Genomic DNA, 17,638 nt, shown 5'->3' with positions numbered 1-17,638 from the left:
AACGTCCGCCCCGGCCGGGGCTTAGGGCCGCATGGCTCGGTATTATTTCCACACAGAAGATGGTCGCCACTATCCCGACGAGGAAGGCACGGAGCTGCCGGACCATGAGGCGGCGCGCACGCAAGCCGTCCTGGTTCTGGGGGAAATGGTGAAGGAGGACCCCGCGGGCTTCTGGTCCACCGAAAGCTTCCGCCTCACCGTCACCGACAACCGCGGCTTGATCCTCTACATCCTCGATCTGGTCGCCACGGCCTCACCCGCCACCGGCCATCACCCGGCGCCCTAGCGCTCCGGCGGCGCCAGCGAGGCCAGGCCCGCCGCCAGCTCCACGGCCCGGAAGGGCTTCATGAGCCGCGGCAGGTCGGGCGCGATATCCTCCACCTCGGCGAAGCCGGAGATGATCAGGATCGGCAGGCCTGGCCGCTGGGACTGCGCCTCGCGGGCGAGCTCGGTGCCGCTCATGCCCGGCATCAGGTGGTCGGTGATCAGCAGTTCGATCCGCGAATCCCCGAGATGCGACAGGGCCTCGTTCGCCGAGGACGCCTCGATGACCGCATAGCCCATGTCGGCCAGCATCTGGGCGGTGGTGGTGCGGATGACCTCTTCGTCGTCCACCAGCAGCACCGTGCCGACTCCGGCCGCCAGCTCGCCCTCCGCCTCGCGGATCGGCGCCGCGACGGCGTCGCTCTTGGCTTCCGGAATCCACATCTCGACCGTCGTGCCCACGCCGACCGTGCTGGCCAGCTCCAGCGTCCCGCCCAGTTGGGCGGCGAGGCCATGGATCATCGACAGGCCCAGGCCCGTGCCCTTGCCGATCCCCTTGGTGGAGAAGAACGGCTCGACCGCGCGCGCCAGGACCTGGGCGTCCATGCCGCTGCCGGTGTCCGAGACGGCCAGGCGGATATATCGGCCAGGGGCCAGTTTGCGTCCGGCGCCGACCTCGGCGGCCCGCGCGCTGATGGTCAGGATCCCTCCGTCGGCCATCGCGTCGCGGGCGTTCACCGCCAGGTTCAGCAGCGCCATCTCCAGCTGGTTGGGATCGGCCATGGCCGGCGGCATGTCCTTGGCTATGTCGAGCACGATCCGGATGCTGGGGCCGAGGGTCCCGCCGATCAGGTCGCTCATCTCCGCCACGATGTTGCGGATGTCGACGGCGGAGGCCTGCAGCGGCTGGCGCCGGGCGAAGGCGAGCAGCCGCTGGACCAGCACCCGGGCCCGCTCGGCGGACTGCAGCGCGCCGTCGATCAGGCGCTGGCCGCGCTCGTCGCCGACCCCGCGCCGCTGCAGGATGTCCAGTCCGCCCAGGATCGGCGTCAGGAGGTTGTTGAAGTCGTGGGCGATGCCGCCGGTCAGCTGCCCGACCGCCTCCATCTTCTGGGATTGCCGAAGCTGTTCGTGCAGCCGCTCCAGGTCCGCCGTCCGCTCGCTGACCCGCTCCTCCAGCGTCTCGTTCAGGCGCCGCAGCTTCGCCTCGGCGTCCCGCCGCTCGTTCACATCGCGGAAGATCGCGGTGAGGAAGGCGCGTGATCCGCTGACCCAGAGCGAGGCCGACGCGTCGACGAAGGTGGTCGAGCCGTCCTTGCGGCGGACCGCCAGCTCGAGCGGCCAGTGAACCGAGCCGCCGGCGACCATCGTGCGCCAGCCCGCGGTCCAGGCCTCGTCCTCGCCAAGCAGGGTGTCGATGGACCGGCCCGTCATCTCCGCGGCGTCGAAGCCGAATTGCCGCGCCGCCGCCGGGTTGGCGAGCTGGACCGAACCCTCCGCGTCGAAGGTGATGATGGCGTCCGGCGCGCTCGCCACCACCGCGTCGTAGCGGGCGTTCTGCCGCTCGCGCAGCACGCGCTCCCGCTCGGAGGCCAGGGTCACGTCGGAGATCTGCACGATGCAGCGCTGGTAGGGCTTGTCGCCGATGGGCCGCACCGCGACGTTGTAGACCATCGGCCGCGCGGTCCGGGTCTTCAGCGGGAAGAGGTCGCGGTGCAGCGAATGGGTCAGTAGGCTGGAGGCGCCGGAATCGAGCGCCTGCTGCACCGCCGAGCGCAGCCGGTGCAGCCGCGCGTTGGGGAAGATCTCCGCCAGCGTCCGGCCTTCGGCCGCGTCGAGTTCGACGCCGCTGGCCGAGGTCATCCAGCTGTTCCAGCTCAGGACGCGGTGATCGTCGGTCAGCACGATCAGGCCGATGTCGAGCCCGTCTAAGGTCGCCTTGGCGAGGTCGGTCTCAAGCTGTCGCATCGGGATGCGCCGCGGATTGACCGGTCTCCCGCTCGATGAACTCACCCAGCAGGTGCTTCAGCGCTGAGAGCGACGGCATGTCCATTAACATGGCGATGTAGCCGCGGATGTCGCGCTCGTGGACCGCGAAGTTGATGTAGAGGAACAGCACCACGTCGCCGGCCTCGGGCGGCGGCTCCAGTTCGAAGAACTCAGGCCCCTGCCCGCGCAGGATTTCCGGCAGGGACATCTTCAGGCTGCGCTGCAGCATGTTGGCGATGGTCGCCAGGCAGCCGTTCAGGATGACATTGCCGGTCTCGGCCAGGGCCTCCTGCTCCAGCTCCAGGATGTCCTCGAGCGAAAGCTCTCCGCCGGTCACCGCGCGGACCAGCTCCAGGCTGTTGGTCTCCGGGAAGATCAGCAGGGCCCGGCCGGTGATGTCGCCCTCGAACACCTGGTGGACGGCGACCAGGCGGTTCGACTCCTGCTTGCTCAGCAGCGCGATGGCCTCGGTGCGGCTCACCACCACGACGTTGGGCACCGACAGGATCACCTCCTGACGGCCGACCATCTCGCGTAGGCTGGCGGCCGCGCGGCTGACGCCGATGTTGACAAGCTCAGTGAGCGCGTCGAGTTCGAGTTCCGTCAGGACCGTAGGCGGGTGCGGGTTCACTAGGACGTGGATTCCAACTGTGTTTCGGCCTTTGCCAGGAACGCGCCCAGGGCGGCTTCCGTGAGCGGCTTGGCGAGGAAGGCGGCGCCGACCTTGGCCGCCCGGTCGAGGATCTCCTGCTGCACATTGGCCGAGATCAGGGCGAGCGCGATCCGCGGGTCGAGGTCACGGATCTCGGCGGCGAGGCTGAGGCCGTCGCGGCCCGGCATGTTGAAATCCAGCAGCGCCACGTTGATGTCGGATTGCCTGGCCAGCGTCAGGGCTTCGTCGGCGTTGGTGGCTTCGATGCGCGTCCAGTCCGGACGCAGGCTGTTCAGCGCCTTGGCCACGGCCATCCGGGCAAGCTTGCTGTCGTCGACGATAAGGATCTTGTACGCCATCTAACCTCACGATTTGGCCGGCTTCTGCCGCCCGTCCCTGTCGACACCGAACGACGCTAGCGCCGGTTGAGCAGCGGCTCCACCCTATTCGCTAGAAAGCCGTCCGCCGGCGGCCCGGCAGGCGTGACGTTTGCAGCGATCAGGACCTGGATAACCGCCGTGTGAGCGCTCTCGCACGCCCGCCAGTCGACCCGCGCATCCGGCCGGGCGATCAGCTCCGCCAGCAGGGTCTCTGCGTCTTCGCTCGGGCAATGTCCCACCAGTTCCACGACACCGCCATCCGCAAGCCGAACCGTCATCCGAGCAATTCCTGCAGGTCCAGAACGAGGAGGACACGTCCGTCGCCGAGCAGAGTGGTTCCGGCGATCCCGGCCAAGCCGGAGAGAAGGCCTTCCATCGGCTTCAGCATGACATCAAGCCGGGCGCCGAGTCTGTCGACTTCCAGACCTCCCAGGTGGCCGCCAGCGGAGACGACCACGATATTGGCCTCGTCCGTCGCGGCGGGGTCCGGCCGGGCGCCCAGGGTCTGGCCGAGGTCGATGACCGGAACCGTCCGATGGCGCAGGACGAAGGCCCGCGACGCGCCGACCGGCTTGATGTCGCCGCGCGCCACCCGCACGGTCTCCAGCACCGCCTCGAGCGGGATGCCGAAGAGCTGGCCGCCGGCCTCGACGGTCAGGATCCGGCTCATCAGGACGGCGAAGGGCAGGATGAAGCGCACCGTCGCGCCGGCGCCCGCGCGGCTCTCCATGGTCACTCGACCGCCCAGCCGTTCGGCCGCGGCGCGCACGGCGTCCATGCCGACCCCGCGTCCCGAGAGGCTGGTGACCTGGGTCGCGGTCGAGAAGCCGGCGGCGAAGACCAGGTCGACAACTTCAGGGTCGGACATGGCCGCGAGCGCCTCGGGCGAGGCGACGCCGCGCTGGGCGGCCACCGCGCGGACGCGGGCCAGGTCGACGCCCGCCCCGTCGTCCTCCACCTCGACGATGACATTGTCGTTCAGCCGGCGGGCGCGCAGGGTGATGGTCGCGGCGGGCGGCTTGCCGGCCGCCGCGCGCGCCGCCGGGCTCTCGACGCCGTGGTCCAAAGCGTTGCGCAGTACGTGCAACAGGGGCTCGAACAGGCTTTCGACGATGGTTTTGTCGGCCTCCGTCTCGTCGCCCTCGGTGACCAGGTGCGCGGGCTTGCCGAGCGTCACCACCATCTCGCGCACCAGCCGCGGGAAGCGCTGGAACACTTGGCGCATCTGCAGCACGCGGATGCTGAGCACCGAGCGTTGCAGGTCGTCCACCAGGCGGTGCAGAACCGCGTGCTGGTCCTTCAACAGGGCCGCCAGGGCCGCCGTATCCAAGCGGCCCTGCGCCTGCGACACGGCATGGCCGAGCGCGTTCTTCGCCACCAGCAGCTCGCCGGTCAGGTTGACCAGGGCGTCGATCCGCTCGACGTCGACCCGCAGCGTCCGCGCCGCCGCCTCGGCGGGGGTCCGCTCGGCCGGCTGCGGTCCCGCGGGCGCCGCGTCCTCGATCGCCTCACCGGCCAGGACGCGCCCGACGGCGACGGACAGGCTCTGCGGCCCGCCGGCCGCCTGGCTCTGCGCCAGGGCGCGCTCCACCCCGGCGGCGGCGGCGGGCCGGCCCGCCCAGCGCAGGATGTTGGCGACTGCGCCGCCGGCCGATCCCATGCGGCCGGCCAGGCCCTCGGCCTCGGCGTTTTCCAACAGCAACAGCTGCGCTTCGATCACCGCCCGGGCCGTGGCGGACAGGCCGCTGGCCGCCTCTGGGGCCGCCGCGCCGAGCGCCAGGATCTCGACCTCGCCCGGCGCCGCACCCAGCGCCGCGCGCGCCTGCTCCGCCGAACAGCCCGCCAGGGCCAGGAACACCAGGCGGCAGGCGAAGGGGTCCAACGCCTCGAGCGGCGGCCAGGCCGGGCCGTCCTCGATCTCCAGCACCCGCAAGTCCGGCACGCCGGCGAGCAGGGCCAAGGGGTCCTGGCCGCGCAAGAAGGCGTCCGGACCAGGCGCGTAGCGCAGGACGATGGCGGCCGCGGCCTCAGGATGCCGCGCGATCAGAGCGTCGCGCCAGGCGGCCGGCGCCCGCGGCGTCGCAACGGCTGCCGGGCCCGCGCGCCGGAACCGCTGGATCACCGCCTCGGCTGCGGCGTCGGCGCCGGCCGGGATCTCACCGTCGGCCTGCATGGCGTCGAGCCACTGGACCACCTGGTCCAGGCAGGTCAGGCAGTCGCTGATCAGCTCCGGCGTCACCGGCTCGGCGCCGGCGCGCAGCGAGGACAGCACCTCTTCGGCGGCGTGCAGGGCGCGGCCCATGGCGTCGAAGTCGACGATCCCCGCAGCGCCCTTCAGGGTGTGGAAGGCCCGGAACGCACCGTCCAGCCGCTCGGCGTCGTCCGGCCGGCCCTCCAGGGTCAGGAGGTCGTCGGTCGCCTGCTCGATCAGCTCGCGGCATTCGATCAGGAACTGTTCGACGAACTCGTTCACGGCGCCGCCCCGCAGAACATGGCGGCGTACTCGACCAGAGTCTCCTGGCTGACCGGCTTGACCAGATAGAAGTTGCCGCCCGCCTGGCGCGCGGCCTCGCGGTCCTGCGCGCCGGCCTCGGTGCTGATCACCAGGGCCGGGATGGCCGCCACCGGCAGGGCCTGGCGGCGCAGCACCTTCAGGAAGGTGAAGCCGTCCATCTGCGGCATGTTCACGTCGACGATCAGCAGGTCGGCCGGCGCCGCGTGCAGCTTCTCCAGCGCCTCAAGGCCGTTCAGCGCCTCGTCCACCTGATAGCCCGCGCGCTCGAGGGCGTCGCGGTAGTAGAGGCGCACCAGGCTGGCGTCGTCGACCACCAGCACGCGCTTGGATGAGGCCTCAGCCATGGGCCGCCCGCGGCCGCTGATAGACGATGGCGTCGTCGAACCGGCGCACCTCGAAGAGCGGCGAGATCCGGCTCATGGATTCGGTGTGCCCCAGGCAGATGAAGCCGCCGGGCGCGAGGTTCTCGTAGAGGTTTTCCGCCGCCACCCGGCGCGAGGCGTCATCGAAGTAGATCAGCACGTTCCGGCAGAAGATGACATCGAACTGACCGTGCGGCCGGGTCTCGGCGGTCTCCACCAGGTTCGCCGCGGTGAAGCGGACCGAGCCCCGGATGTCGTCCAGGATCCGCCACTGCTCGTCCCCGAGCTCCTCGAAGTAGCGGCCGATCAGCTCCGGGCTGAGGCGCATCAGCGCGCGCTTGCCGAACACGCCCTCGCTGGCGGCCTTGAGGGCGCGGGTGTCGATGTCGGAGCCCACGATCTCAATGTCGTAGGCGTCGACCTGGGCCCAGTTCTCCAGCAGCCAGAGCGCGATCGAATAGGGCTCTTCGCCCGTCGAGCAGGGGACAGACCAGATGCGGATCGCCCGGTCGCGCGGCCGGCGCTCGACGCGCTCGGCCAGCAGGTCCTGCGTCAGGCAGCGGAGCTGGTGGTCCTCGCGGTAGAAGTAGGTCTCGTTGACGGTGAAGGCGTTGATGAACTGCTCGACCTCGCCGGCGGCGTCGCTGCGCAAGCGGGCGAAATAGCTGGCAAAGGAGGTCGCGCCGGTGGCCTCCATGCGGTCGGTGATCCGGCGCTGGACGTAGTAGCGCTTGGTCTCGGTGAAGATCATGCCGGTGCGCCGGTACAGGAACTCCGAAAGCCGGCGGAGCTCCTCCTCGGTGACCGGCTGGGCGTCAGCCATCTTGGACCGGCGTCTGGGCGCGGATGCGGTCGCCCGCGACCCTGAGGGCGAAGACCAGGAACGGCACTTGGACGAAGCGCTCGGCGCAGGCGGCCAGGGCCGGCAGGGCGTCGGGCTCGCCGCACTCGGCCAGCACGTCCGCCGCCGCGGCGCAGACGTTGGCCTCGGGCTCACGGGCCAGGAGGCCGCAGAGCAGACGGGTCGCCTGCGGCGCCGGCAGCGCGCGCGCCAGGTCGCAGGCGAGGATGCGCACATCCGTCTCGGGGTCGCTCAGCAGGCTGTCGAGGGGGCCCGCCAGCGCCGCGGCCGGCATCACCCGCAGCGCGTCGATCGCCCCGGTGCGCAGGCTGGCGTCGTCGGAGCGGATGAGCGGGACGATCGCCGCGGCGCCCTGCGGCGTGCCGATCCGCGCGAGGCCGGTCAGCAGGGCTTCGCGGACGCGCGGGTCCTGCTCGGTCGCTAGGGCGGCGGTGAGCGAAGCCAAGGCCTCGGGCCGGCCGGAGAGCGCGCGCGCCGCGGCCCAGCGCTCGTCGGGGCTCGTGCTCCGCAGCTTCCCGGCGGGCTCATCGCCGCCGGTGGGCGCGGGCGCGTCGCCGCCTTTACGGATCAGCGGCATGCTAGGGGACCATCTTCCGCAGATGAGTGGCGATCTTGTCCAGCGGCAGGACGGCGTCGGCGCCGCCGGCCTTCACCAGCTCGCCGGGCATGCCCCAGACGACCGCGGTTTCCGCGGCCTCGGCGATCGTGCGCCCGCCCCTGGCGTGAAGGTCTGTCATGGCGGCCGCCCCATCGTCGCCCATGCCGGTCATCAGCACCCCTATAAGCTGGCTAGGGGCAACCTGTTCCATCGCCGTGCGCACCAGCCGGTCGGTGCTCGGATGCCAGGGATAGTCCAGCGGCGGGGCGGCCAGCGCGGTAAGCCCCGCGGGCCGGCGCGAGACGACGAGATCGGCGTCGCCACGGCCGATGTAGACGCATCCCGGCTCCAGCAAGGTTGGGCGCACGACCTCCTTCACGCCGATCGCGCAGAGGCCGTCGAGACGCCGGGCCAGCGGCCCGGTGAAGGTCGCCGGCATGTGCTGGGCCACCAGGATCGGCCACGGGAAATCCGCCGGCAAGGCGGACAAGAGGGCTTCGAGCGCCGGCGGCCCGCCGGTCGAGATCCCCAGCAGCACCAGCCCGTCGCCGGTCGCCGCCACCGCGGGCGCGTTCGTCCCCGCCGGCGCGTCGGGCGCTGGGCGGCGCGCGGGCGACACGCCGCCGCCGATCCGGTGACGGACGCGGTCCTTCAGCCGCAGGCTCGAACGCAGCTTGGCGCCGGCCGCCGCCCGGACCTTCTGGACCAGCTCTGGGGCGACTTCGCCGATGCGCAGCGACATCGCGCCCCCCGGCTTGGCGATGAAGTCGATGGCGCCGAGCTGCAGGGCCTTCAGCGTCGTCTCCGCCCCCTCGGCCGTCTGGGTCGAGACCATCACCACCCGCGTCGGCCGCTCGATCATGATCCGGTCGAGGCAGGCCAGGCCGTCCATCTGCGGCATGTGGATGTCCAGGGTGACGACGTCCGGCTGGAAGGCCTTCAGCTGTTCCAGGGCTTCGAAACCGTCGCGGGCCACCTGGACCTCGAAGTCCGCCTCGGCCGCGAACACCTGGGCCAGCAGCTTGCGCGCGAGGGCGGAGTCGTCGACCACCAGGACCTTGATCACGCCGGCGCCTGTCCCGTCTCCTGGAACGCGTCGAGCAGACCCCGCTCGGCGCGGGTCAGCAGCTCCGCCGGGTCGAGCAGCATGATCATCCGGCCGGCCGCCTCGATGTTGATAACGCCATGCACCAGGCGAGTGATCTCGCCGGCCAGGTCCGGCGCGGGTTCGATGGCCTCAGCCGGGCTGCGCAGCACCTCGGAGACCGCGTCGACGATCAGGCCCGCGCGATGGCGCTCGGTGCGCACCACGATCAGCCGGCGCGCGTCGGGGTTCGGCGCCGGGGGCATGTCGAAGCGTCGACGCTGGTCCACCACCGGCAGGACCTCGCCGCGCAGGTTGATCACCCCTTCCAGGAAGGCCGGGGTCTTCGGCAGGCGGGTGACCCCCTCGGGCGCGCGGGCCACCTCGTCCACCGCCTCGATGGGCAGGGCGAACTCGTCGCCACCCAGCTGGAAGACCAGGAACTGCCGTATCTCGCCGGCGCCCTCCGCCGCCATCTCGGCCGCGGGGGCGGTCTCGCCGGCCTGGCCCAACCTCGCCATGACGTCCTCCCGGAACAGCTGATCGGGCGCGAGGATGGAGACCAGCCGCGCCCCGCCTTCGCCGCGGTAGATCGCGGCGATCTGCGTCTCGCCGCCGGTGCGCGCGGCCAGCATCGCCGGCGTCGGCTCGATCAGCGCCGGGTCGGCCGAGATGATGTCGCGCATCCGGTCGGCGACCAGGCCGACCAGCACCCCGCCGACCGCCGTGACCGCCACCTTCTCGCGGCTCCCGTCGCCCTCCCGGGCCGGAAAGCCCAGCAGGCCGCGCAGGGACAGGAGCGGCAGCAGGGTCTCGCGGTAGGCCATCACGCCCAGCACCAGCGCCTCGCTGCGGGGAACCTGCGCGAGGCTTTCCGGCGCGGGCACGATCTCCCGGACCGCCTCCAGCGCCAGTGCGAACTCCTGGCCGGCGACGTCGAAGGTCACCAGCTTGCGGCGATCGCCGGCCTCGTCCGCCGCCACGCCGGCGCCGGCGAGCGCATCGGCCGCGACCGTGGCGCGCGCCTCGCGCGGACGCTGGACAAAGGCCGCCGCGATCAGGGTCCTGATGTCGAGGACCTTGGCGACGTCCGAGCGGCCGTCCGGCTGGAAGGCGCCCGACAGGCGCTCGCCGGCCAGGGCCGCGAGCTCCGCCTGGCGCGTCTCGATCCTGCCGGCGTCCACCGTCACCAGGGCGTCGACGGCGTCGACCGCGAGGCCGACGGGCGCATCGCCCTCCAGCACGATCGCCCGGCCCGCCGCGCCGCCCACGGCCTCCTCCTGGCCGAGCAGGCCGCGCAGGCTGGCGATGGGCAGGACCGCGCCCCGCAGGTTGGCGAGGCCCAGCAAGCTCTTCGGGCCCTGCGGCACGCGCGCCACCTGCGGCGTGCGGATCACCTCGGCGACCTGCTCGGCGGCGATAGCGTAGAGGCGCTCGCCCATCCGGAAGGTCAGGAAGCGCCGCGCCGTCCCGTCGCTATCCGCAGCAGGTTTGGCGTCAGCCATGCGACGCCTTCAGCTCGTCGGCCAGGGAGGCGATCTCCTCGATGGCGGCGGCGAGGTCCTCGGCGCCGCGCGCCTGCTGGCTGGAGGCGGTGGCCGCCTCGCGGGAGGCCGCGCCGGCCTCCTCGGCGGCGGCGGCGATCTGGCGCGCGCCGGCCGCGGTCTGGACGGCGGCGGCGAGGATGGCGGCCGCGCCTTCGCTGATCGTGCGGTTGGCGGTCGTGAGCGCGGCGATGTCCTCGTCGAGCTTTTCCAGCGAGACGATGATCGCCCGGTTGTTCTGGGTCTCGACCTCCGCCTGGCCGATCGCCTGCTCGATGTCGCGGCGCAGGGTGGCGATCTGGTCGAGGATGCCGGTGACCGTCGACTTGATGCGGCCGACGCTCTCCGATGACTCCCGCGCCAGCGCCCGGATGTCGCTGGAGACCACCGCGAAGCCGCGGCCGGAGTCCCCGGCCCGCGCGGCTTCCACCGAGCCGCTGACCGCCAGCATGCTGGTCTGGACGGCCACCAGGGTGATGTCGTCGACATTGGCCGAGATCTGCCGGCCGACGGCCTCCAGCCGGCCGATGGTTTCCAGGCTGCCGCGGGTTTCGGCCAGCGCCTTGGCGACCCCCAGGACCAGGCCTTCGACCGCCGCGCGGCTTTCCCTAAGGGCCGCGGCGGTGGCGCCGACGCGTTCGTCGGCGGTGGCGGCGTTGGACTGGGCGGTCCGCGCGCTGGTCTCGATGTGGGCGAGCGCCGCAGAAGTCTCCTGGGTCGCCGCCGCCTGCTGTTGCGACCCGCGATTGATCTGCTCCACCGCCGCCATGATCTGGCTGGCGGCGCTGGAAAGCTCCTGGATGGTCGCCGACAGCTCCTCCGCCGTCGCGGCGATCTGTTCGGCGGCGGCCGCGTCGACGCTGCCGGACCTGAGGCCTTCGGCCACCGTGGCCAGGGCCTGGGCCGCGATCTGGCCCTGTTCGAGCGACTGCGCCTGCTGCTGGATCGCCGACTGGGCCTCGCTGGCGCCGGCGGACTGCTCCTCGGCGGCGCTGGCCACCAGCTCGGCGCCGCGCTGCGCCTCCTGCGCCGCCCGCTCCGCCTCCAGGGCCGCCGTCAGGGTCCCCTGGGCGCCCTCGGCGACGCGGGCGAGGTCGTCGCGGATCGCGCCCAGGGCCGCCACCACCGCCGCGCCGGCCCGGGCCTCGGTGACCGCGTTGTCGGCCGAGGCCTTCACGGTCTCGATCACACCGCGCACGTCGGTCTGGATCGCTTCGGCCAGCCCCTGGACGTTCTGGGCGCTCTTCTCCGAGGTCTCCGCCAGCGCCCGGACCTCCTCGGCCACCACCGCGAAGCCGCGGCCGTGGTCCCCCGCCCGCGCCGCCTCGATGGCGGCGTTCAGCGCCAGGAGGTTGGTCTGGTCGGAGATGCGGCTGACCGTCCGGGTGATCTCGCCGATGTCCCGGGCGCGCCGCTCCAGCTCGGCGATCAGCTCGACGGACGCGGTCTGCCGTTCGGCGTTGCGCTCGATGGCCCGCACCGAGGTGGTGATCTGGACCGCGGTCTCGGCCAGCACCAGCTGCACCGCCTCGGTGCGCCGGCGCGAGGCGTCGGCCTGTCCGCGGGCCGAGACCAGGGCGGCGAGCGCGCTGCCGATGGAGACGACCTGTTCCTGTGACCCGCCCGCGGCCTCCTCGGCTCCGCTGGCGATCTGCTCCATGGAGCGGCGAAGCTCCTCCGCCGCCGCGGACGCCTCCGCCAGGCCCGAGGCCATCTCCTCCGTGGCCGCCGCGATCCGCTCGGACAGCTTGTCCTTGCTCAGCGGCGCCCCGCTGCGCGCCGCCGGCTTGACGGCGGCCGCCGGAGCCTCCGGAGCCGACGCCTTCGGGGCTCCGGAGCCGGCGGCGATCTTCGAGGTTTTGACCAGGGCCATGGGCTTCCCAACAAGTGACCGGCGTCCGGGCCGAGGCCCCAGTGAGCGTGCGGCGTCAGTTGTAACCCATTGCGCCCCTTTCGAAACGGCTGAAGCGACGGCCTGGAGCCGTCTGCCTCCATTGCGGCCTATCGACAGGCCCGTGGATCAGAAATAGAAATCACACCATCTGATCGTTGCGGAATTTAGCATGTCGAAACTGCCGGATTTCGAGGGCCTGGCGATCTTCGCCAAGGTCCTGCAGATGCAGTCCTTCGCGCGGGCGGCCGCGGAGCTGCAGCTCTCGAAGGCGACGGTGTCCAAGGCGGTCAGCCGCCTGGAAGCCAAGTTCGGGGCGCGGCTGTTCAACCGCACCTCGCGGCGGCTGTCGCTGACCGAGGCCGGCAAGCAGCTCGCCGAGCGGGCGGCCCACATCCTGTCGGAAGGGGAAGCCGCCGAGGCCGAGGGCATCGCCAACGCGGCGTCGCCCCGCGGCCATATCCGGCTGGCGGCGCCTATGTCCTTCGGAGTCCTGCGGATCGCGCCGATCCTGCCGGAATTCCTGGAGCGCTATCCCGAGGTCTCCATCGACCTGCACCTGAGCGACGCCCACGTGGACCTGATTGGCGAGGGCTACGACGCCGCCATCCGCATCGCCAGCCTGCCGGACTCCTCGCTGTTGGCGCGGACCCTGGCGCCCGTGCCGCGCTACCTGGTGGCCGCCCCGAGCTACCTGGCGCGGCACGGGCGGCCCAGCCACCCGCTGCGCCTGACGGAGCACCGCTGCATCGGCTATGCCTCCACGGTCGGCGACACCTGGCACTTCAGCCACGGGCAGGGCGACACCGCGACGGTGCGCCCGACCGGGCCCCTGAGGGTCAACAATGGGGACGCGATGATGCCGCTGCTGGTCGCCGGCAGCGGCCTCGGCATCCTGCCCGACTTCATCATCCGCGACGCCCTGGACGACGGCCAGCTGGAGATCGTGCTGCCCGACTGGAAGGTCAGCGGCGGCGCCGTGCACTGGGTCACCCCGCCCGGCGGCCGGCGGCCCAAACGCGTCGACGCCCTCAGCGACTTCGTCGCCGAGAAGCTGTCGTCGCGCCGCTCACGGGCGCCGGCCGGGACCTAGCGCGGCGCTCAGGCCGCCAGGCGCCGGCCGACGAGGCTGGCGATCGCGGTCTGGGCCTCGGCGATGGAGGCGGCGCGCGCCTCCGGGCCGAAGGCGGTCCCTCCGGCGTGGACGACGTCCACCTCGGTGACGCCGATGAAGGCCAGCAGCTCGCGCAGGTAGGATTCCTGGTGGTCGGGCTGGCCTTCGACGTAGGGGCCGCCCCGGGCCAGGGCCAGGATCGCCCGCTTGCCGGTCACCAGCCCCTTCGGGCCGGTCTCGGAGTAGCCGAAGGTCACCCTGGGCCGCAGCACATGGTCGAACCAAGCGCGCAGGGTGGTGGGGATGCTGAAGTTGTGCATCGGGGCGCCGATCACCAGGGTGTCGGCGGCGAACAGCTCGGCGATCAGCCGGTCGGAGACCTCGCGCGCTTCGATCTCGGTGTCGGTGACCGCGTGCGCGCGCACCCCGTCCACGTTCATCGCGGTCAGGTGCGGCAGCGGCTCGGCGTCGAGGTTGCGCTCGGTCACCGCGACGCCGGGATCGAGCTCGCGGTGGCGCGCGACGATCTCGTTGACGAGGGTGTTGGACACCGACATGGGGCCGGTGGGCGAGCTCTTGAGGACCAGTAGGGACATGAGGGAAGCTCCTTGTTCTTCCCACAACTGGCGCTGCCGCGGACGGCGAAGTAGCTTCGCCTTCCGCCCCGCCGCGTCGCCGAAACCGGAACGCCGATGATCGACACCGACGACCTGAGGACCTTCCTGGAAGTGGCCGAGGCGGGGGGTGTCACCCCCGCCGCGCGCCGCCTTGGCCTGTCGAAGTCCATCGTCAGCCGCCAGCTCACCCGCCTGGAGTCGGCGCTGGGGGCCCAGCTCCTGTCGCGCACCACGCGTGGGGCGGTGCTGACGGAGGCGGGCGTGGTGTTCCGCGAGCACGCGGCGCGGGTGGTGAGCGAGCTTGACGCCGCGCAGGAGGCGATTTCCCCGGACGGCGAGGTGCGCGGACGCCTGAGGATCGCGGCGCCGCTGTCCTTCGGGCCGACGCATCTGGCGCCCGTGCTGGCCGACCTCGCCCTGCAGCATCCGCGGCTGCACATCCACGCGGCCTATGCGGACCGCTTCGTCGACCTGGTTGGCGAGGGCTTCGACGTGGCGGTGCGCCTGGGCTACCTGGCGGACTCCAGCCTGGTGGCGCGGCGCATCGCGCCCGTCCACGGCCGGCTGGTGGCCAGCCCCGACTACCTGGCGCGCGCCGGCGCGCCGAAGACGCCGGCCGATCTGCACGATCATGATGCGATCATCGCCCAGCGCGGCGAATGGCGCCTGCGCGACGGGGCTGAGTTTGTGACCGTGCGGCCGAGGGCGCGGTTCTCGGCCGACAATGGCGAGGCCTCGATGGCCGCCGCCCTCAAAGGGCTGGGCGTCTTCCTCGCTCCGGATTTCCTGGGCGCCGCCCATCTGGCGTCGGGCGCCCTGGTCGAGGTGCTGCCTGATTATCCCTCGCCGGAGGGCGGGCTCTATGTGGTGCGCCCGCCCGGCGAGCATGTGCCGCGCAAGGTCCGCGTCCTGACCGACCTGCTGATCGAGCGGTTCGGCGAACGCAGCGGCATCCGCCTCTAGCGCGAGGGGATCTGCGCGGTTGCGACGGCCGCCGCCGGCTCGCGCCAGCTGTCGGCGTACATCTGATGGGGCCGCGTCCCCACCGCCGCCATGACGATGACGACGACCAGGCTGACCACGGAGATCACGATGTGGGGCATGGAGTGGACCATCGGCCGGGCTCCCGTTCAGTGGGCCAGCAGGCCGCGGCGTTCGCGGTCGGCCAGGGCCTGCAGGCTGCGCCCGCGGCCCAGGAGGTCTTCGGAGAGCCGGCTCGCGAGGTCGCGCAGGCCCACGCCATAGAGCTCGCCGCCGGCGGCGACGGAGTCTGAGAGGGTGCGGGCGGTTTCCAGGGCGGCGACCAGCTCGGTCAGGTTGTCGAAGGCGGCGGACCGCGCCTCGGCCATCAGCTGGCGCGCCCGGACGGCGGCGGCGACGGCGGCGGGGTCGATGTGGTGGACTTTCATGATCGTGCTCCTGGCGGCGGGGTGATGCTGCACAGCTGTGGGCGTCACGGCGCGGCGAGTAGGCGCGGTTCGCGGAACGGTCTGTCGCCGATGGCGGACGGCGGCGCCGGCGAAACCCTGTGTTGCGGAATCCGCCGCTGCCTAGAGCGGCCCGGCAGCCCCAGATGACTCTCGTGGCGAGCGTCCCGCCCGCCTCACGGAGGTCCCGCAGATGTCTGGACACCTTTCCAACCGCCCGCCGATCACCCCCCACGGCGCGCTCAACCGCTTGACGGTCCTGTCGCTGGCCGTCTGGGCCCTGCTCTTCCTCGCCAGCCTGGTCGCGCACGGCCGCTGACGGCCCGCGCCGAGCCCTCCTCAACCCGCATCCTCAGGAGCGATCCCCATGTCCGGACGCCTCGCCGGCAAGGTCACCCTCATCACCGGCGCCACCGGCAGCATCGGCCGCGCCGCCGTCATGGCCTTCGCGCGCGAAGGCGCGCGGATCGTCGCCAGCGGACTGGACCCGGTCGCCACCGGGGCCTTGGCCGCCGAGGTCCGGGCCTCCGGCGGCCAGATGGTGGCCATGGCGCCTTGCGACCTCACCAGGTCCGCGGACGCCCAGGCGCTGGTCGACCTGACGATCGAGACCTACGGGCGCATCGACGTGCTCTTCAACAACGCCGCCATGGCCTCCTTCAACTGGCTGGAGGACATCTCCGACGAGGAGTGGGACCGCAACCGGCGCGAGGAGGTCGACCTGGTCTTCTACCTGACGCGCGCGGCCTGGCCGCACCTGAAGGCCAGCCACGGCGTGGTGGTGAACACCGCCTCGCTCAACGCCCTCCTGAGCTTCAAGGGCCACGCCTCCCTGGCCCACACGACGGCCAAGGCGGGCATCATCGGCATGACCCGCCAGCTGGCGATGGAGGGCGCTGATCACGGGATCCGCGTGAACTCCATCTCGCCCGGCGTCATCGAGACCAACCAGACCCGCGAGCAGCTGAAGGACCCGGAGTGGTCCGGCTACATGCTGGGCAAGACCCTGCTGGGTCGGCTCGGCAAGCCCGAGGAAGTCGCCAACGTCGCCCTCTTCCTGGCCTCCGACGAGAGCTCCTACGTCACCGGGGTCGACATCGTGGTCGACGGCGGGATGAGGGTCTGGTGAGGCGGGTTCCCGCCGGACGCCGTCAGGCCGCCAGCACCGGGGTCGGGTCCCCGGCGGGGGCCAGGCTATTGAGCAGCGGCTCGCCGGCCCCGGGGCGTTTCAGGGATACGAGGTCAGGGACCTAGAGCCGGCCCTTGGCGGCCAGGCCCTCGCGGATCTCCTCGATGCGCGCCTCGCCGGCCTCGAGGGCCTCGGCCGAGGTGTGGACCGAGTAGTAGCCGAGGGCCAGCGGGTGCGGGTGCGGGACCGCCGAGCCGATCACGAACTCCGCGTCGCCCTTGGCGGTGAAGCTGATCCCGCCCGGCGCGCGGTCGAAGACCACGATCTCGCCGTGGTCGAGGACGTCCGGGACGGCGACCGCCCCCTTGCCCACGGCCAGCCACAGCGCGGTGTGCCCGGCCGGCGGGTCGTAGCGCCAGGTCTCGCCGGCCTTCAGGGTGACGGCGAGATAGGTGATGTCGGAGGGTGGCGCGATGGCGTTGGCGGCGCCGCCGAATTCGCCCAGCAGCACCCGGGCCGGCCCCACCTGCGGGATGTCGGCGGCGCTCTGGTAGAGGCTTTCCGACTCGCCGAGCTCCAGGTGCGGCGGCAGCGCGATCCACAGCTGGAAGCCGCGGGTCAGGCCGGGATCGCCTGCGCCGCCGGCGTGCCAGACGCCCTTGCCGGCGCGCATCCACTCCACGCCGCCGGCGCGCAGGACGCCCGTGGCGCCGTTGGTGTCCTCGTAGCTGACGCTGCCCTCGGCCACATAGGTCAGGGTCGCGAGGCCCGAGTGAGGGTGCAGGCCGAAGGTCGGGAAGGTGTCGCCCCTGTTGTCGAACAGGTCGAGGAACACGAAAGGCTTCAGCACCTCGCCGATGTCGCCGGGGCTCATCAGGCGGGTGATATAGCCGTGGCTGCGGCCCCGGCTGCGGAACACCACGCGCCGGTCGGCGGCGGAGGGCGTGGGCGTGGGCGTGGGCGTGGGCGTGGGAGATGATGAGAGGTTGGCGACGGACATGGCGGGACTCCGAGGGGAAATGGTGGACTGGGGATGTTGAGCGCCATGAGGGCGCCGGGCCTTGGGGATCGGCCCGACGCCCCTGGCGACGGCAGGGGGCGGCTGCGGCCTAGGTGTCGTTTCCAAGAAGGTTGTTCACCCTGGCCCAGGGCGTGAGGCCGGCGATGCCGGCGTGGGGTCGGGTGAGGTTGTAAGCGTCGGTCCATGGCC

Annotated in this window: 20 protein-coding genes; 5 read left to right on the top strand and 15 right to left on the bottom strand. The window is 72.0% G+C overall.

Annotated elements, in window-relative coordinates; translation table 11 throughout:
- The first annotated feature begins 31 nt into the window (after positions 1-31).
- On the top strand, positions 32-286 hold the full coding sequence (locus tag E8A49_RS07380; protein ID WP_293378359.1) for a hypothetical protein: 255 nt from the start codon (positions 32-34) through the stop codon (positions 284-286).
- Here E8A49_RS07380 and E8A49_RS07375 read toward each other — a convergent pair.
- From E8A49_RS07375 to E8A49_RS07325, 11 genes are read right to left on the bottom strand one after another with little or no spacing between them, the layout of a single operon-like run.
- Complete coding sequence (locus tag E8A49_RS07375) at positions 283-2,232, bottom strand: PAS domain-containing sensor histidine kinase (protein WP_293378357.1); 1,950 nt, start codon at positions 2,230-2,232, stop codon at positions 283-285. The genes E8A49_RS07380 and E8A49_RS07375 overlap by 4 nt on opposite strands.
- A complete protein-coding gene (locus E8A49_RS07370; protein ID WP_293378354.1) occupies positions 2,219-2,884 on the bottom strand; it encodes a chemotaxis protein CheC in 666 nt (221 codons plus the stop codon). The genes E8A49_RS07375 and E8A49_RS07370 overlap by 14 nt, the downstream gene beginning before the upstream one ends.
- Positions 2,884-3,264: a response regulator gene (locus E8A49_RS07365; RefSeq protein ID WP_293378351.1), complete on the bottom strand. Its 381-nt coding sequence runs from the start codon at positions 3,262-3,264 to the stop codon at positions 2,884-2,886. Before E8A49_RS07365 ends, E8A49_RS07370 begins: the two co-directional genes overlap by 1 nt.
- 56 nt (positions 3,265-3,320) lie before the next feature.
- Positions 3,321-3,563, bottom strand: coding sequence for a hypothetical protein (locus E8A49_RS07360; protein WP_293378348.1), 243 nt, complete (start codon positions 3,561-3,563; stop codon positions 3,321-3,323).
- Positions 3,560-5,758: a chemotaxis protein CheA gene (locus tag E8A49_RS07355; RefSeq protein ID WP_293378345.1), complete on the bottom strand. Its 2,199-nt coding sequence runs from the start codon at positions 5,756-5,758 to the stop codon at positions 3,560-3,562. The genes E8A49_RS07360 and E8A49_RS07355 overlap by 4 nt, the downstream gene beginning before the upstream one ends.
- Positions 5,755-6,144: a response regulator gene (locus E8A49_RS07350; RefSeq protein ID WP_293378342.1), complete on the bottom strand. Its 390-nt coding sequence runs from the start codon at positions 6,142-6,144 to the stop codon at positions 5,755-5,757. The genes E8A49_RS07355 and E8A49_RS07350 overlap by 4 nt, the downstream gene beginning before the upstream one ends.
- Positions 6,137-6,985, bottom strand: coding sequence for a protein-glutamate O-methyltransferase CheR (locus E8A49_RS07345; RefSeq protein ID WP_293378340.1), 849 nt, complete (start codon positions 6,983-6,985; stop codon positions 6,137-6,139). Before E8A49_RS07345 ends, E8A49_RS07350 begins: the two co-directional genes overlap by 8 nt.
- Complete coding sequence (locus tag E8A49_RS07340; protein WP_293378337.1) at positions 6,978-7,601, bottom strand: HEAT repeat domain-containing protein; 624 nt, start codon at positions 7,599-7,601, stop codon at positions 6,978-6,980. The genes E8A49_RS07345 and E8A49_RS07340 overlap by 8 nt, the downstream gene beginning before the upstream one ends.
- A gap of 1 nt (position 7,602) precedes the next feature.
- The gene (gene cheB, locus E8A49_RS07335; protein ID WP_293378334.1) at positions 7,603-8,688 is read right to left on the bottom strand and encodes a chemotaxis-specific protein-glutamate methyltransferase CheB; all 1,086 of its coding nucleotides are present in this window, start codon (positions 8,686-8,688) and stop codon (positions 7,603-7,605) included.
- Positions 8,685-10,211 carry a chemotaxis protein CheW gene (locus tag E8A49_RS07330; RefSeq protein ID WP_293378331.1) on the bottom strand — a complete coding sequence of 509 codons (1,527 nt, stop codon included), beginning with the start codon at positions 10,209-10,211 and terminating at the stop codon, positions 8,685-8,687. Before E8A49_RS07330 ends, cheB begins: the two co-directional genes overlap by 4 nt.
- On the bottom strand, positions 10,204-12,123 hold the full coding sequence (locus tag E8A49_RS07325; RefSeq protein WP_293378328.1) for a methyl-accepting chemotaxis protein: 1,920 nt from the start codon (positions 12,121-12,123) through the stop codon (positions 10,204-10,206). Before E8A49_RS07325 ends, E8A49_RS07330 begins: the two co-directional genes overlap by 8 nt.
- A gap of 190 nt (positions 12,124-12,313) precedes the next feature.
- On the opposite strand from E8A49_RS07325, the gene E8A49_RS07320 reads away from it, so the two are divergent.
- Positions 12,314-13,234, top strand: coding sequence for a LysR family transcriptional regulator (locus E8A49_RS07320; RefSeq protein WP_293378325.1), 921 nt, complete (start codon positions 12,314-12,316; stop codon positions 13,232-13,234).
- Positions 13,235-13,242: 8 nt separating this feature from the next.
- On the opposite strand, the gene E8A49_RS07315 is transcribed toward E8A49_RS07320, so the two are convergent.
- Positions 13,243-13,851 carry an NAD(P)H-dependent oxidoreductase gene (locus E8A49_RS07315; RefSeq protein ID WP_293378322.1) on the bottom strand — a complete coding sequence of 203 codons (609 nt, stop codon included), beginning with the start codon at positions 13,849-13,851 and terminating at the stop codon, positions 13,243-13,245.
- Between the two features lie 96 nt (positions 13,852-13,947).
- Between E8A49_RS07315 and E8A49_RS07310 the strand changes: the two genes are divergently transcribed.
- A complete protein-coding gene (locus E8A49_RS07310; protein ID WP_293378319.1) occupies positions 13,948-14,835 on the top strand; it encodes a LysR family transcriptional regulator in 888 nt (295 codons plus the stop codon).
- Here the strand turns inward: E8A49_RS07310 and E8A49_RS07305 are convergent.
- Both E8A49_RS07305 and E8A49_RS07300 read right to left on the bottom strand, forming a co-directional pair.
- Complete coding sequence (locus tag E8A49_RS07305; protein WP_293378316.1) at positions 14,832-14,987, bottom strand: hypothetical protein; 156 nt, start codon at positions 14,985-14,987, stop codon at positions 14,832-14,834. The two genes, E8A49_RS07310 and E8A49_RS07305, sit on opposite strands and share 4 nt — an antisense overlap.
- A gap of 15 nt (positions 14,988-15,002) precedes the next feature.
- Positions 15,003-15,281 (bottom strand): hypothetical protein, encoded by a 279-nt coding sequence (locus tag E8A49_RS07300; protein ID WP_293378313.1) that lies wholly within the window; start codon positions 15,279-15,281, stop codon positions 15,003-15,005.
- Between the two features lie 211 nt (positions 15,282-15,492).
- On the opposite strand from E8A49_RS07300, the gene E8A49_RS07295 reads away from it, so the two are divergent.
- Both E8A49_RS07295 and E8A49_RS07290 read left to right on the top strand, forming a co-directional pair.
- Entirely contained in the window at positions 15,493-15,618 is a 126-nt protein-coding gene (locus tag E8A49_RS07295; RefSeq protein ID WP_293378310.1) for a hypothetical protein, read from the top strand.
- Positions 15,619-15,666: 48 nt separating this feature from the next.
- Positions 15,667-16,428 carry an SDR family NAD(P)-dependent oxidoreductase gene (locus E8A49_RS07290; protein ID WP_293378307.1) on the top strand — a complete coding sequence of 254 codons (762 nt, stop codon included), beginning with the start codon at positions 15,667-15,669 and terminating at the stop codon, positions 16,426-16,428.
- 121 nt (positions 16,429-16,549) lie between these two features.
- On the opposite strand, the gene E8A49_RS07285 is transcribed toward E8A49_RS07290, so the two are convergent.
- Positions 16,550-17,428, bottom strand: coding sequence for a pirin family protein (locus E8A49_RS07285; RefSeq protein ID WP_293378304.1), 879 nt, complete (start codon positions 17,426-17,428; stop codon positions 16,550-16,552).
- Between the last annotated feature and the right edge of the window lie 210 nt (positions 17,429-17,638).

This window comes from Phenylobacterium sp., assembly GCF_004799515.1.
GTDB lineage: Bacteria > Pseudomonadota > Alphaproteobacteria > Caulobacterales > Caulobacteraceae > Phenylobacterium.
Note: the sequence above shows the minus strand (reverse complement) of the source record. Positions and strands in the feature narration are given on the sequence as shown.

Bases quoted from the DNA above. Each gene is read 5' to 3' on its own strand.
- E8A49_RS07305 (WP_293378316.1), bottom strand. From the start codon at position 14,987: ATGGTCCACTCCATGCCCCACATCGTGATCTCCGTGGTCAGCCTGGTC.
- E8A49_RS07375 (WP_293378357.1), bottom strand. From the start codon at position 2,232: ATGCGACAGCTTGAGACCGACCTCGCCAAGGCGACCTTAGACGGGCTC.
- E8A49_RS07285 (WP_293378304.1), bottom strand. From the start codon at position 17,428: ATGTCCGTCGCCAACCTCTCATCATCTCCCACGCCCACGCCCACGCCC.
- E8A49_RS07365 (WP_293378351.1), bottom strand. From the start codon at position 3,264: ATGGCGTACAAGATCCTTATCGTCGACGACAGCAAGCTTGCCCGGATG.
- E8A49_RS07290 (WP_293378307.1), top strand. From the start codon at position 15,667: ATGTCCGGACGCCTCGCCGGCAAGGTCACCCTCATCACCGGCGCCACC.
- E8A49_RS07295 (WP_293378310.1), top strand. From the start codon at position 15,493: ATGTCTGGACACCTTTCCAACCGCCCGCCGATCACCCCCCACGGCGCG.
- E8A49_RS07360 (WP_293378348.1), bottom strand. From the start codon at position 3,563: ATGACGGTTCGGCTTGCGGATGGCGGTGTCGTGGAACTGGTGGGACAT.
- E8A49_RS07380 (WP_293378359.1), top strand. From the start codon at position 32: ATGGCTCGGTATTATTTCCACACAGAAGATGGTCGCCACTATCCCGAC.
- E8A49_RS07310 (WP_293378319.1), top strand. From the start codon at position 13,948: ATGATCGACACCGACGACCTGAGGACCTTCCTGGAAGTGGCCGAGGCG.
- E8A49_RS07350 (WP_293378342.1), bottom strand. From the start codon at position 6,144: ATGGCTGAGGCCTCATCCAAGCGCGTGCTGGTGGTCGACGACGCCAGC.
- E8A49_RS07345 (WP_293378340.1), bottom strand. From the start codon at position 6,985: ATGGCTGACGCCCAGCCGGTCACCGAGGAGGAGCTCCGCCGGCTTTCG.
- E8A49_RS07300 (WP_293378313.1), bottom strand. From the start codon at position 15,281: ATGAAAGTCCACCACATCGACCCCGCCGCCGTCGCCGCCGCCGTCCGG.
- E8A49_RS07340 (WP_293378337.1), bottom strand. From the start codon at position 7,601: ATGCCGCTGATCCGTAAAGGCGGCGACGCGCCCGCGCCCACCGGCGGC.
- E8A49_RS07320 (WP_293378325.1), top strand. From the start codon at position 12,314: ATGTCGAAACTGCCGGATTTCGAGGGCCTGGCGATCTTCGCCAAGGTC.
- E8A49_RS07330 (WP_293378331.1), bottom strand. From the start codon at position 10,211: ATGGCTGACGCCAAACCTGCTGCGGATAGCGACGGGACGGCGCGGCGC.
- E8A49_RS07325 (WP_293378328.1), bottom strand. From the start codon at position 12,123: ATGGCCCTGGTCAAAACCTCGAAGATCGCCGCCGGCTCCGGAGCCCCG.
- E8A49_RS07315 (WP_293378322.1), bottom strand. From the start codon at position 13,851: ATGTCCCTACTGGTCCTCAAGAGCTCGCCCACCGGCCCCATGTCGGTG.